General features: G+C 60.7%; 12 protein-coding genes and 1 tRNA gene. 3 read left to right on the top strand and 10 right to left on the bottom strand.

What is annotated here, in order from left to right:
- Positions 1 to 99: 99 nt before the first annotated feature.
- Positions 100 to 3606 carry a DNA-directed RNA polymerase subunit beta gene (rpoB, locus tag HAV21_RS00745; protein WP_166839911.1) on the bottom strand — a complete coding sequence of 1169 codons (3507 nt, stop codon included), beginning with the start codon at positions 3604 to 3606 and terminating at the stop codon, positions 100 to 102.
- A 441-nt stretch (positions 3607 to 4047) separates the two neighbouring features.
- Here rpoB and HAV21_RS00740 point away from each other — a divergent pair, with 441 nt between their 5' ends.
- Complete coding sequence (locus HAV21_RS00740) at positions 4048 to 5247, top strand: acetyl-CoA C-acetyltransferase (protein ID WP_166839909.1); 1200 nt, start codon at positions 4048 to 4050, stop codon at positions 5245 to 5247.
- Positions 5247 to 5741: a YbaK/EbsC family protein gene (locus HAV21_RS00735; RefSeq protein WP_142938364.1), complete on the top strand. Its 495-nt coding sequence runs from the start codon at positions 5247 to 5249 to the stop codon at positions 5739 to 5741. The genes HAV21_RS00740 and HAV21_RS00735 overlap by 1 nt, the downstream gene beginning before the upstream one ends.
- 120 nt (positions 5742 to 5861) lie before the next feature.
- Here the strand turns inward: HAV21_RS00735 and rplL are convergent, their stop codons facing one another.
- The 9 genes from rplL to HAV21_RS00690 form a co-directional block, all read right to left on the bottom strand.
- Entirely contained in the window at positions 5862 to 6239 is a 378-nt protein-coding gene (gene rplL / locus HAV21_RS00730; RefSeq protein ID WP_011775604.1) for a 50S ribosomal protein L7/L12, read from the bottom strand.
- A gap of 76 nt (positions 6240 to 6315) precedes the next feature.
- The gene (gene rplJ, locus HAV21_RS00725) at positions 6316 to 6915 is read right to left on the bottom strand and encodes a 50S ribosomal protein L10 (RefSeq protein ID WP_142938363.1); all 600 of its coding nucleotides are present in this window, start codon (positions 6913 to 6915) and stop codon (positions 6316 to 6318) included.
- Positions 6916 to 7215: 300 nt separating this feature from the next.
- Positions 7216 to 8385 (bottom strand): GNAT family N-acetyltransferase, encoded by a 1170-nt coding sequence (locus HAV21_RS00720; RefSeq protein ID WP_142938362.1) that lies wholly within the window; start codon positions 8383 to 8385, stop codon positions 7216 to 7218.
- A complete protein-coding gene (locus tag HAV21_RS00715) occupies positions 8364 to 9473 on the bottom strand; it encodes a GNAT family N-acetyltransferase (protein ID WP_166839907.1) in 1110 nt (369 codons plus the stop codon). The genes HAV21_RS00720 and HAV21_RS00715 overlap by 22 nt, the downstream gene beginning before the upstream one ends.
- Positions 9474 to 9582: 109 nt before the next feature.
- Entirely contained in the window at positions 9583 to 10290 is a 708-nt protein-coding gene (rplA, locus tag HAV21_RS00710; RefSeq protein WP_142938360.1) for a 50S ribosomal protein L1, read from the bottom strand.
- A 147-nt stretch (positions 10291 to 10437) separates the two neighbouring features.
- On the bottom strand, positions 10438 to 10869 hold the full coding sequence (gene rplK / locus HAV21_RS00705) for a 50S ribosomal protein L11 (RefSeq protein WP_011775609.1): 432 nt from the start codon (positions 10867 to 10869) through the stop codon (positions 10438 to 10440).
- Between the two features lie 130 nt (positions 10870 to 10999).
- Positions 11000 to 11866: a transcription termination/antitermination protein NusG gene (gene nusG, locus HAV21_RS00700; protein WP_166839905.1), complete on the bottom strand. Its 867-nt coding sequence runs from the start codon at positions 11864 to 11866 to the stop codon at positions 11000 to 11002.
- 114 nt (positions 11867 to 11980) lie between these two features.
- Positions 11981 to 12262 (bottom strand): preprotein translocase subunit SecE, encoded by a 282-nt coding sequence (gene secE, locus HAV21_RS00695; protein WP_024817604.1) that lies wholly within the window; start codon positions 12260 to 12262, stop codon positions 11981 to 11983.
- An 80-nt stretch (positions 12263 to 12342) separates the two neighbouring features.
- Positions 12343 to 12415 (bottom strand) — tRNA-Trp (locus HAV21_RS00690).
- 252 nt (positions 12416 to 12667) lie between these two features.
- On the opposite strand from HAV21_RS00690, the gene HAV21_RS00685 reads away from it, so the two are divergent.
- Positions 12668 to 13897, top strand: a complete 1230-nt coding sequence (locus tag HAV21_RS00685) for a pyridoxal phosphate-dependent aminotransferase (protein WP_142938358.1) — start codon at positions 12668 to 12670, stop codon at positions 13895 to 13897.
- Positions 13898 to 13966: the final 69 nt, after the last annotated feature.

The following is a 13966-nucleotide window of genomic DNA, read 5'->3' as shown; positions in this document are numbered from 1 at the left end:
TCCCTGTTCTCTCTTGTTCTCTAAATTCTGAAGTCTTGGTTACGGGAAGAGGGAGTTGTTCCGACGGACAGTTGTTGAAGCTGTCCGCCGGAACAGCTGCTAAACCTCTTCTACGGAACTGGGCTCTGCACGAGACAGATCGATGCCCAGTTCTTCCGCAGCCGTGAAGACTGCGTCATCAGAGTCACGCATTTCGATCGTGGTTCCGTCCGTGGAAAGAACTTCCACGTTCAGGCACAACGACTGCATTTCCTTGATCAAGACCTTGAAGGACTCGGGAACGCCAGGCTCAGGGATGTTCTCGCCCTTGACGATGGCTTCGTAGACCTTCACACGACCATGGATGTCATCGGACTTGATCGTGAGGAGTTCCTGAAGGGTGTAAGCAGCGCCGTAAGCTTCGAGCGCCCACACTTCCATTTCACCGAAGCGCTGGCCACCGAACTGAGCCTTACCACCCAGCGGCTGCTGCGTGATCATGGAGTACGGGCCGGTGGAGCGCGCGTGGATCTTGTCGTCCACCAAGTGGTGGAGCTTCAGGATGTACATGTAACCGACGGAGATCGGGTCCGGGAACGGCTCGCCGGAGCGGCCGTCGAACAGACGGGTCTTGCCAGAGGAATCGATCAGGCGATCGCCATCGCGGGTCACGTTGGTGGAGTCAAGCAGGCCCGTGATTTCTTCTTCGCGGGCGCCATCGAACACCGGTGTGGCAACGGTGGTCTGGCCGGTTTCACGGGGCAGGTTCGGGAGGTTCTTGACCCACTCCGGCTCGCCTTCGATCTTCCAACCGGTCTTGGCAACCCAACCGAGGTGGGTTTCCAGGACCTGTCCAACGTTCATTCGACCCGGAACACCAAGGGGGTTCAGGACGATGTCCACCGGGGTACCGTCTGCAAGGAAGGGCATGTCCTCGATCGGGAGGATCTTGGAGATAACACCCTTGTTGCCGTGACGGCCGGCGAGCTTGTCGCCGTCGGTGATCTTACGCTTGGCTGCAACGTAGACGCGGACCAGCTGGTTCACGCCCGGGGGCAGTTCGTCGTCGTTGTCGCGGTCGAAGACGCGCACGCCGATGACCGTACCGGACTCGCCGTGGGGCACCTTCAGGGAGGTGTCTCGGACTTCGCGGGACTTCTCACCGAAGATTGCACGGAGGAGGCGCTCTTCCGGGGTCAGTTCGGTTTCACCCTTAGGGGTGACCTTTCCGACCAGGATGTCGCCGGCTTCAACCTCGGCACCGATGTGGATGATGCCGCGCTCGTCCAGTCCTGCAAGGACTTCCTCGGACACGTTGGGGATATCACGGGTGATTTCCTCGGCACCAAGCTTGGTGTCGCGGGCATCAATTTCGTGCTCCTCAATGTGGATGGAGGAAAGAACATCCTCAGCAACAATGCGCTGGGACAGGATGATGGCGTCCTCGAAGTTGTGGCCTTCCCATGACATGAATGCCACAAGCAGGTTCTTACCGAGGGCAAGCTCACCCTGGTCCGTTGCGGGACCGTCGGCGATGATGCCGCCAACTTCCAGACGCTGGCCTTCGTTGACCAACACGCGGTGGTTGTAGCAGTTGCCCTGGTTGGAACGGGCGAACTTATTGATGCGGTAGTTGGTCTCGGTACCGTCATCGTTGATCATCACAACGAGCTCGGCGGAAACCTCGGTAACCACACCTGCCTTCTTCGCGATGACAACGTCACCGGCGTCGACTGCTGCTGCGCGTTCCATGCCGGTGCCCACGAAAGGAGCCTCGGAACGGACCAGGGGCACGGCCTGACGCTGCATGTTGGCACCCATGAGTGCACGGTTGGCATCGTCATGCTCGAGGAACGGAATCAGGGCGGTTGCCACGGAAACCATCTGGCGCGGGGAAACGTCCATGAACTGAACGTCTGCAGCGGGAACCAGAACGGGCTCGCCTCCACCACCACGGGCACGGACAAGCACGGTCTCTTCCGCGAACTTCTTGTCAGCGTCCAGCGGAGCGTTGGCCTGTGCGATCAGGACCTCTGCTTCGTCGTCAGCCGTGAGGTACTGGACCTCATCGGAAACGACGCCTTCGGAAACCAGACGGTACGGCGTCTCAATGAAGCCGAACGGGTTGATGCGGCCGTAGGAAGCCAGCGAGCCGATCAGACCAATGTTCGGGCCTTCAGGGGTTTCGATGGGGCACATACGTCCGTAGTGGGACGGGTGAACGTCTCGAACTTCCATGCCTGCACGGTCACGGGACAGACCACCCGGGCCAAGTGCCGACAGGCGGCGCTTGTGGGTCAGACCCGAAAGCGGGTTGTTCTGGTCCATGAACTGCGACAGCTGGGAGGTTCCGAAGAACTCCTTGATGGCTGCCACAACGGGACGGATGTTGATCAGTGTCTGCGGCGTGATGGCCTCGACGTCCTGCGTGGTCATGCGTTCGCGAACGACGCGTTCCATGCGGGAGAGGCCGGTGCGGACCTGGTTCTCGATCAGTTCGCCCACGGCGCGGATGCGACGGTTGCCGAAGTGGTCGATGTCGTCGACGTCGACGCGAAGTTCGTGGTCTTCGCCGTCGCGCTTGCCCATGAGGGTCTTCTCGCCGGCGTGAAGCGCGACGAGGAACTTGATCATGGCGACGATGTCTTCAACGTGCAGGACCGAAGCTTCCTTGTCACCAAGGGAACGGTCGATGCCGAGCTTGCGGTTGATCTTGTAACGGCCAACCTTGGCAAGATCGTAGCGCTTGGCGTTGAAGTACAGGTTGTCCAGCAGGGACTGGGCAGCCTCAACTGTGGGCGGCTCGCCCGGACGCAGCTTGCGGTAGATGTCCAGAAGCGCATCTTCGCGGGTTTCGGTGGCGTCCTTCTCCAGCGTTGCACGCATGGAGTCGTACTGGCCGAACTCTTCCAGGATCTGGCCTTCGGTCCAGCCGAGGGCCTTCAGGAGAACCGTAACCGACTGCTTACGCTTACGGTCGAGGCGAACGCCGACCTGATCGCGCTTGTCGATTTCGAGTTCAAACCATGCACCACGGGACGGGATGATCTTCGCAGTGAAGATGTCCTTGTCACTGGTCTTGTCAGCCGTGCGCTCAAAGTAGGCGCCCGGTGAACGGACCAACTGGGAGACAACAACGCGCTCGGTGCCGTTGACGACGAACGTACCCTTCTCAGTCATGAGGGGGAAGTCGCCCATGAACACGGTCTGCTGCTTGATTTCGCCCGTGTTGTTGTTCATGAACTCGGCCTTGACATACAGCGGTGCCGAGTAAGTGGCGTCACGGTCTTTGCATTCGGCCATGGTGTACTTCGGGTCAGCGAACTCCGGCTCCGAGAAGCTCAGGGACATGGTGCCCTGGAAATCCTCGATGGGGGAGATCTCTTCGAAGATGTCGGCAAGTCCGGAGCTGGTGGCGACGCTGAGGTCGCCCTCCTCGACAGCCTTCGCTACCCGCGCCTGCCAGCGTTCGTTTCCGACCAGCCAGTCAAAGCTGTCTGTCTGCAGGGCGAGAAGATTCGGAACGTCAAGCGGTTCGTGAATCTTTGCGAATGAGAGGCGGCGGGTGGCACCATCGGTGCTTGCCGTGTTAGCGGTTTCGTTATTAGAGGTGCTCGAGGCGACCAAGAGGGATCCTTCCACAGACCTTCAGGCGTTTTCAGATCTCCCCCGTTTGCATCCTGCAGAGTGCTCCGCAGAATACTTGTTCCGGTTCCGCTATATGACCCGGACCCAGTCCGCTTATGACAGTGCACGTTTCGGAACGGCACGTCAATGACGCAGCTGAGAGGTAAAGCCCACCGCTATATGAAGGCTGAAGGTTAACAGGGAAGACGCAAATATCTACGATACGGCAAAGTAGCCTTTCTGTCTACCCCAGATCGTCCGTGATTGCAAGCACGGTTGCTGCGGGCACCAATGCCAGCAAAAATTCGCCGAACCGTGAAGGCCGAACTGTCAGAGGAGAGCAGGCAAGGAATGGGATGATCAACGCAGTTGTTGAAGAAGTGGGCTCGAGCGCACTCCGCGATAGCCTTGCTACACCACTCCCGGATCGGAAGAGAGACCATGACCAACTCCGCTGACGACAATGACGTTGTCATCCTTGCTGCTTCCCGTACCCCACAGGGTCGGCTCAACGGACAATTGGCGGGCTTCACCGCCGTCGACCTCGGCGCTCATGCCATTACCGCCGCTTTGGCCGCCAGCGGGGTCAAAGCAGAACAGGTGGACGCCGTCATCATGGGCCAGGTGCTTCAAGCCGGTGCGGGTCAGAATCCAGCCCGGCAAAGCGCCATCGCGGCCGGCGTCGGCTGGAACATCCCTGCGGTCACCATCAACAAGGTCTGCCTCTCCGGACTCACCGCCGTCATTGATGCCGCGCGCATGATCCGCAGCGGCGATGCCACGGTCGTCGTCGCCGGAGGCCAGGAATCCATGACCCGGGCACCCCACCTCCTGCCTGGCTCGCGGCAGGGCTGGACCTATGGCGCCATTCAGGCCCTGGACGTTGCTGCCCATGACGGCCTCACGGACGCGTTCGACGGGCAGTCCATGGGCCTGTCCACAGAAACCAAGAACGTGACACTCGGCATTGACCGCAAATCCCAGGATGAAGTAGCGGCTGCTTCCCACCAGCGCGCCGCTGCCGCTATCGCGGACGGAATCTTCGACGTCGAAATCGCCCCGGTAAGCGTCAAGCAGCGCAAGGGAGATCCAGTGGTACTCACCACGGATGAAGGCGTTCGACCCAACACTTCCTTGGAAACCTTGGCGCCGCTCAAGGCCGCTTTCGCCACCGACGGCACCATCACGGCCGGCAACTCCTCTCCCCTGTCCGACGGCGCCTCCGCGTTGGTGCTGACCAGCCGCCGCTTCGCCACGGACAACGGGTTGGACTTCCTGGCCGTCGTGGGGAAGCCCGGCCAAGTAGCCGGCCCCGACAATTCACTGCACTCCCAACCATCCAACGCTATTGCCCAAGCTCTGAAGCGAGCTGGCTGGACGGCGGAGGATCTGGATTTCATCGAAATCAACGAGGCATTCGGCTCGGTGGCCGTCCAGTCCCTCAAAGACCTCCGCTACCCACTGGAGAAGTGCAACATCCACGGCGGCGCCATCGCATTGGGCCACCCCATTGGAGCATCAGGAGCGCGGTTGGCACTGCACGCCGCGCACGAGCTCAAACGCAGGGGAACCGGGAAAGCCGCTGTCTCCCTCTGCGGAGGCGGAGGCCAGGGTGAAGCCCTCCTCCTGTACCGCGACTGATGGCTGAGGGAGTGGCTGCACCCGGGATGGCAGGTGCGGAACGATTCCTGTCCGACGCCGCGGCGCGCGGACTTGACGTCGACGTCGTCGAGCGCCCGGCTGCCCGCAGCCTCGAAGAGGCCGCCGCAATCCTGGGCATAAGCCCCGCAGACATCGTGAAGTCGCTGGTGGTCAAGCACAAGGATGGCAGCTTCTTGTTCGCGCTGATACCCGGGGATCGGCAAATCTCCTGGCCCAAGCTGCGTGCCCTGCTGGGCGTCAATAAGCTCTCGCTCCCCCACGCCGACGTCGCCCTGGCCGCCACCGGCTATGAACGCGGCACCATCACCCCGTTGGGCAGCACCACCCCGTGGCCGGTGTATGCCGACGCCACCATCACCGGGCGTCGGATCTCCATGGGTGCCGGCGCGCACGGCCGGAGTGCGTTTGTGGACGCGGACGCACTCACGGCAGCTCTGGGAGCGGTAGTAGCGGACATCAGCGAACCCAACTAAGTCGCAGTTAAGCGCGTTTCGCCCCCTCAAAACGCGCACAAATGCGACTCAGTTGGGTGCTGTGGAACGCAGGAAGCCCCGCCCGGCGAACCGGACGGGGCTTCCACAAAGCAAAACGAGTTACTTGAGGGTAACCGTTGCGCCAGCTTCTTCGAGCTGAGCCTTAGCCTTCTCGGCAGCTTCCTTGGTGGCGCCTTCGAGAACAGCCTTCGGTGCGCTGTCAACCAGGTCCTTGGCTTCCTTGAGGCCGAGGGAGGTGATGGCGCGAACTTCCTTGATCACTGCGATCTTCTTGTCGCCAGCAGCTTCGAGAACGACGTCGAATTCGGTTTTCTCTTCAGCAGCTTCAGCAGCACCGCCGGCAGCGGGGCCAGCAACTGCAACAGCAGCAGCCGTAACTTCGAAGGTCTCTTCGAAGAGCTTGACGAACTCGGAGAGCTCGATGATGGTCAGTTCCTTGAAAGCTTCAATGAGCTCTTCGTTGCTGAGCTTCGCCATGGTGGCGTCCTTCCATTAGTTGGTGCAGGCCCGGACAAATCCGTTCCGTGCACCGGAGTTTGATTGAGGGGAGAACTTAGTTCTCTTCGGTTGCAGCTTCGGCAGCTGCCGGTGCTTCTTCAGCAGCCGGAGCTTCCTCGGATGCAGCCTCTTCAGCCGGAGCTTCTTCAGCGGCCGGTGCAGAAGCGCCGCCCTCTTCTTCAAGCTTGAGGCGCAGAGCGTCGATGATGCGTGCAGCAGCGGATGCGGGAGCCTTGAGGACACCAGCAACACGTGCAAGCTGCAGCTCGCGGGACTCGAGGGCTGCCAGTGCGGCAACTCCTGCTGCGTCCAATGCCTTGCCTTCGAAGACGCCGGTCTTGATAACCAGCTGCTTGTTGGCCTTGGCAAAGTCCGTCAGGCTCTTGGCAGCAGCAACAGCGTCACCCTTGATGAAGGCGATTGCAGTAGGGCCGGCAAGCTGATCGTTGAATGCTTCAACTCCAGCTTCCTTGGCTGCAATGGCACTCAGGGTGTTCTTGACGACCGAGAACTTGGTGTCCTGGCCGAGCGCAACACGCAGTTCCTTGAGCTGTGCAACAGTGAGCCCGCGGTATTCGGTCAGGACAGCCGCGTTCGATTCCTTGAAATCGTTGGTGATCTCTGCAACTGCGGAGATCTTGCTAGGCGTTGTCATAACCCTCCTTCCGGGGAATAAAGCCGGTCTTCCGGGTCCCCGCTCACGAGAGCTAAAACTAAAAACGCCCCGCGCAGATGCACGGGGCTTGGCTCAACACGGTTTTGACCCGTGGAGACTTGCTTCGTTCACCTGCGCCGGCCGCCCTATGTTCAGGGTCCTTCGTCAAGGAATTCACTTTCATCTCACGGGCGCAACTACAGAATTGAGCTGTGCTCGTAAGAGTGGATTCCCATCAACCGACGGTCTTTGGTACTTCAAGGTTACGGGAGAGCGTTCGGCAAACCAAATCGGCCCTGCCTAGTCTGACAACGTTGCTCCCGACAGCCTGCCTGGCAGTTCCTTCTGCCACAGTCCCGTGATGCCAGCAGTGGTGAATCCCAGCTGCTTATTCACGGTCAGGAGGTACCTGTTCTCAGGCGCATTCCAGGTGTAGATAACGCGGGCATCCGGGAACTGCTCGCTCAGCCGTTCCATATTGGCAACCTTAATCAACAAGCCGAGCTTATTGCCACGGTGCTCCTGCAGCACCAAGGTGTCGTCTTGGAAAACCACATCCTGGCGGTGGGCAAGGACGCTGATGGTGGTCAGGCCCACCAAGCGTCCGGTCTCGATATGCTCGACGGCGGTCACCACCGTGCGTCGGCCCTGCGCCAAAGCGGCGTCCTCGGTTTCGCGCAGGACCGCTGCATCGAAAACCATCCCGCTCGCCTCAACTTCAGGTGCGTCTTCGTCCCCTTCGTCACGAACCACCTCACCGGCGGCGTTCTCCAGCGCGGCCACGGCTTCCAACCAGGGTTCGGGGCACCGGTCCGTCCAGTGGTGCACGGTGTACCGGCCACCGTTGGCTTCTTCGGCTTCAAGCTGCAGATCCCCCACAAGCTTGGAATCCAGGGGCAGCAGGCAGGAACTGAACTGCTCAATATGCTGAAGGGTGTACCCGGCCCGTTTGGCGAAGTCCACTTCCCTGCTGCTCACAGGGACAAATCCAGCGCCGCTGCCCGGGATCAGCTGGTCCTCAGGTATCTCGGTGAGAGACGTTGCCGGATGATTGGTATCCACCAAGGCCATGATGCGGCCCTCAGCCCGGGCGAGCTGCTCCGCGGCCTCCAGCAATTGACGTCCGACGCCCTGGCCCTGGAACTCGGGAAGGATGTCCAAGGTGAACTCTGCCAGATCAAGGTTGTCCGCCAACGGCAAGGCGATATCCACGGTTCCCACAATGACGCCATCTACTTTTGCCACCAGGATGACTTGGCGCTCATAGGGGTCGGACAACTCCAGCAGCTTTTCCATGGGCGTGTAGGCGAGGTCGTCGCTCCCCCAGGTTTCCATGCGTACCCGGCGCCCTACTTCTACGGCATCCAGGAAATCAGCGGCGTCGGGGCTGTCCAGGGTGTCGGGCACCCACAGTTGCTCGACGTGAACCGTCTTCGCCTCTTCTACAGTCATTCCAGCCGTTTCTGCCATTCGCCGTCATAGCCGGAAGGCTTGAACCCCAAGGCGATATTTATGGCCAGCATATGCCGGTTTTCATTGGCGTTCCACGTCATCACAGACGTGGCGGCCGGCCATAGCTCCTGAACACGGCGAAGGTTGGCGATCTTGACCAACATGCCAAGGCTATGTCCGCGGTGTCCAGGAGCAACCAAGGTATCCTCCTGGTAGACCATGCCCGGGGTAGCATCGCGGTGGGTGAGGGTGGTGTACGCCGCTAAGTCCCCTGTGGCGTCGTGGCGTGCAACTGAAACCGTGGAAGCGATACCGCCTGCCAGCCACGTGGATTCCTCGAGGCGGACGCGGTCGGCATCCCATTCCTCGCCCTCCCAACCCAGTCCTGCGATGGGCACCTCGGTGCTCATGAGGCTTTTCAGCTTGGCAAATACGTCTACGAGTTCATCAGGGCAACGGTCCTGCCATCCGATTAAGCTGTAGCCGGCTGCCCTCTGCGTTGCCTGCGCTTCAAGGTCCTGCAGCAGCCTTTCCCCTACCGGGAGGGCCAGAGTGCTGTTGGTTTCAACCTGCTCCAGGGAATACCCGTGGTGAACGGCAAAACGCGTTGAGACGGTGTCCAGCGGGACGCCACCCGTGCCGGACTTCGCCTCCAGCAACTCACCACCAGGGATTAGCAGCCCAAGAGGTTCCGCGCAAAACCCGTCAAAGGAGGTGCGGCCCCTCTCGCGGGCAACCCGTTCCAGCACCAGGAGGATTTCCGACCCGATGCCGCGTCGACGACAGCCGGCGTCCACCAGGACGTCCACACCCGCCGTCGTCGTGTTCTCGCTTAAGGGCAACGTCAGTGTGCCCCTGCCAACCACAGTTCCGTCGAGGCGAGCCAGGAATACGTGGCGCTCTTCGTATTCATTGCCCCGCCAGAAGAGGACTGCCTCGGCCAGGGTGGAGCACCGGTCGAGGTTGCCCCAAAGATCCATATGGTGGGCAACGTCCAGATCATGGAAGGCACGGAAGTCGGGCGCCCCGCTCGCGTCGGTGCTTGACGGGACCGGAATCCGTTCAACGGACAACCCGGCAAGGGCGTGAAAGTTCGACGACGACACGAACCACAGCCTACGGCGCACCACCGGCGGTGAACAGGTAGCAAGACAAGAAAAAGGACCGCCCGGCAATGCCGGACGGTCCTTTTATCAGAGCAAGTGCTCGCGAAGCTTACGCGTCGACGAGGACCTTGGTGACGTTCGGGTCAACGGTGATGCCCGGACCGAACGTGGTGGCAACGGTAGCCTTCTGGATGTAGCGGCCCTTGGAAGCGGACGGCTTCAGACGAAGCACCTCTTCCAGTGCAGCTGCGTAGTTCTCAGCCAGCTTGTTGACGTCGAAAGACACCTTGCCAATGATGAAGTGCAGGTTGGAGTGCTTGTCGACGCGGAAGTCGATCTTGCCACCCTTGATGTCGTTGACAGCCTTGGTGACATCCGGGGTAACCGTACCGGTCTTCGGGTTCGGCATCAGGTTACGCGGACCGAGGACCTTACCCAGGCGGCCAACCTTGCCCATGAGGTCAGGGGTAGCCACTGCGGCATCGAAGTCGGTCCAGCCGGCTGCGATCTTTTCGATCAGGTCGTCGGAACCAACGAAGTCGGCGCCGGCAGCGATTGCTGCTTCAGCCTTGTCGCCGGTCGCGAAAACGAGGACGCGAGCGGTCTTACCGGTGCCGTGGGGCAGGTTGACGGTGCCACGAACCATCTGGTCAGCCTTACGCGGGTCAACGCCCAGGCGGAAAGCGACCTCAACGGTTGCGTCGAACTTGGAAGGGTTGGTGTCCTTCGCGAGGGTGATGGCCTCGACCGGGGCGTAGACCTTGTCTGCCTCGATCTTGGCTACGGCTGCCTCATATGCTTTGCTGCGCTTTGCCATGCTGCTATTTCTCCTTGTGCAGTTGTGGTCTGCGGACCGCGCTGGGCCCTGCCACAAGCCGCGGATCCGGCAAGGATCCTGCGACATTTCAATGTTTCAGATGCCGGTTTCCCGGCGGGTGAAGGCCACAAGGGCCTTCGAAGGTTACTAGCCTTCTACGGTGATGCCCATGGAGCGGGCGGTGCCGGCGATGATCAGGGCGGCAGCCTTGATGTCGTTGGCGTTGAGGTCTTCCATCTTGGTGGAAGCAATTTCCTCAACCTGTGCCTGGGTCAGCTTGGCAACCTTGACGGTGTGCGGGGTAGCCGAACCCTTGGCAACGCCTGCAGCCTTCTTGATGAGCTCTGCAGCCGGCGGGGTCTTAGTGATGAAGGTGAAGGAACGGTCCTCGTAGACCGTGATTTCAACCGGGATAACGTTTCCGCGCTGGGATTCCGTTGCAGCGTTGTACGCCTTGCAGAATTCCATGATGTTGACACCGTGCTGGCCAAGCGCAGGACCGATCGGCGGAGCCGGGTTAGCGGCACCTGCCTGGATCTGCAGCTTGATGAGGCCGGTGACCTTCTTCTTGGGAGCCAATGTAGGGTCCTTCTCTCAATAGCTTCCTGGGACACAGGAGCGCGTCCCAGGTTGGTGGCCGCCATGGCGAGGCGGCCGGCCGCTCCCGAACTGCTAAGCAGGCAGGGCTGGAGCGAAATTTTGGATTCAGCTAGATCTTGGTGACCTGGTTGAACGCGAGCGTAACCGGGGTTTCGCGCTCGAAGATCGAGACCAGAACCACCAGGGTCTGGGACTCGGGCTTGATCTCGGAGATCGTAGCCGGGAGGGTCTCGAACGGACCTTCCTTGACGATGACCGACTCGCCGACCTCGAAGTCGACAGCCACGGGAGCCTGGTTCTGCTTGTTGACGGGCTTGCCCTGCTCTGCCTGCTCTTCTTCGAAGACGGGGGCGAGCATGGAGAAGACCTCATCGAGCCGCAGCGGGACAGGGTTGTGGGCGTTACCCACGAAGCCGGTGACACCCGGAGTGTGACGAACGGCGCCCCAGGAAGCGTCAGTCAGGTCCATGCGAACCAGAACGTAGCCGGGAATGCGCACGCGGTTGATGACCTTGCGCTGCGCGTTCTTGATCTCGACGACCTCTTCCATGGGGACCTGGATCTCGAAGATGTAATCTTCCATGTCCAAGGTCTGGATGCGGGTCTCAAGGTTTGCCTTCACGCGGTTCTCGTAACCGGCGTAGGAGTGGATGACGTACCAGTCACCTTCCTGGCGGCGCAGCTTGGCCTTGAACTCTTCGGCCGGATCAGCCGGCGCTGCTGCAGCAGCGACTGCCAGGTCGTCGCCGTCGGACTCTTCCGAAACGTCGTCTTCATCGGCAACATCACCGGACGCGTCGTCAGACTCGGCGTCTACGTCAGCTTCGAAATCCTCTACGGAATCGTCGGCGTCGGCAGATTCGGGCGCAGCAGAATCGACCTCGGACTCTTCCACGACAATTGCCGTGGCGTCGGCTGAGTCCTCGGCGGATTCGCCCAGCTCAGTCTCGTTTACCTCGAGCTCCTGCTCAGACACTTGGTCTCCTGCTTCCTCATTGCCTAACATGCCTATTTAAATGGCTCAATTCCGCAAACCCCGCAAAACCCTTGAATCACTAAGGAATTTCGCACAGTTTGCGGACAGATCCGTCTAGCGGTCCGTAGCGCCTGACCCACCGAAGACCCAGCTGACTCCCGTGCCGAAAGCCAGGTCCAGCAGGGTAACGATGAGCATCATGATGGCCACGAACACCAGCACCACGAGCGTGTAGTTGATCAGTTCCTTGCGGGTTGGAGCAACGACCTTCTTCAGTTCACCAATAACCTGGCGGACGAAGAGTGCAATTCGGGCAAAGAAGCCGCGGTCGGCTTTCTTGGCGGGACGGCCCTTCGAGCTGCTGGCAGCTGTTTCGGTCACCTGGTCCTCACTCACCTTGCAAAGTCGTTGACCCGACTCTGATCAGAGCCATGGTTGCTGCGCGTGCCCCGGCGTTTCCGCCGGAACAGCTTGCGCAGGGCAGACAGGACTCGAACCTGCAACCTGCGGTTTTGGAGACCGCTGCGCTACCAATTGCGCCACTACCCTATGGATCGAATCCATGTTTCAGGCCGCACTTCAGCCTGTGGTGCTTTTCAACACCGGTGAACCAGTCTACGCAAGAATTTCGCGATAGTCGAACCGGACTGATTCCGGACCTCCCAGCCCTAAAAGCCTGTGACCAGCATTATCAGTCACAAAGTTCTGCAGGCACCCGGGAGCTCCGCAGAACAGCATAAGGTAGTTTACGTCGAATCCCATCATCCAGCCCACGAGCTGCCTGCGAAGAACGGTACATAGATGTCTGCCGGAACAACTACCGCCCGCATTTCACAGCGAATCTCCGCCATTGCCGAGTCCGCCACCCTTGCCGTTGACGCCAAGGCCAAGGCACTGAAGGCCGCGGGACGTCCCGTGATCGGTTTCGGTGCCGGCGAACCCGATTTTCCTACCCCTGACTACATCGTTCAGGCCGCGATTGAGGCAGCCAGCCAGCCGAAGTACCACCGCTACTCCCCCGCGGGCGGTCTCCCCGAGCTGAAAAAGGCCATCGCAGAGAAAACCCTGCGGGACTCCGGCTACACGGTTGACCCGTCCCAGGTCCTGGTGACCAATGGCGGCAAGCAGGCCGTTTACAACACGTTCGCAACCTTGGTTGATCCGGGCGACGAAGTCATCATCCCTACCCCCTTCTGGACCACGTACCCGGAGGCCATCCGCCTTGCTGGCGGCGTGCCGGTTGAGGTCTTCGCCGGTCCCGAACAGGGCTACCTGGTAACTGTCGAGCAGCTTGAGGCTGCGGTGACGGACAAGACCAAGATCCTGTTGTTCGTTTCCCCCTCCAACCCCACCGGCGCCGTGTACAGCCCGGAACAGGTTGCCGAGATCGGCAAGTGGGCAGCGTCCAAGGGCCTTTGGGTTGTTACCGACGAAATCTACGAGCACCTGACCTACGACGGCGTGGAATTCACCTCCATCGCCACTGCCGCGCCGGAACTGGGCGACAAAGTGGTCATCCTCAACGGTGTGGCCAAGACCTACGCCATGACCGGTTGGCGCGTGGGATGGATGATCGGCCCTGCCGATGTCATCAAGGCGGCCACCAACCTTCAGTCGCACGCGACGTCCAACGTCTCCAACATCATGCAGATTGCCGCTGCCGCTGCGCTCACGGGCCCGCTGACCGCCGTCGACGAGATGAAGGTGGCCTTCGACCGCCGCCGCAAGGCGATCGTGGCCGGCCTGAACGCGATCGAAGGCGTTGAATGCCCGACGCCGACCGGCGCCTTCTACGTCTACGCGGACGTCCGCGGCCTGCTGGGTAAGGAATTCGAGACCTCCAACGGTCCCGTCCGTCCGGAGACTTCCGCTGAACTCGCGACGCTCATCCTCGACGAGGTTGAGGTTGCCGTGGTTCCGGGCGAGGCATTCGGTCCCTCCGGCTACGTACGGTTGTCCTACGCACTCGGCGATGAGGATCTGGCAGAAGGTGTCCGTCGCATCCAGGAGTTCCTGGGCAAGGCCAAGTAGGAATCAGCCAACGAAAACGCTCTTCCGCCGTGACAGGTGGAAGAGCGTTTTCGTTTAAGGCGCGGGATG

Source organism: Paenarthrobacter sp. MSM-2-10-13 (assembly GCF_011605365.1).
GTDB lineage: Bacteria > Actinomycetota > Actinomycetes > Actinomycetales > Micrococcaceae > Arthrobacter.
Note: the sequence above shows the minus strand (reverse complement) of the source record. Positions and strands in the feature narration are given on the sequence as shown.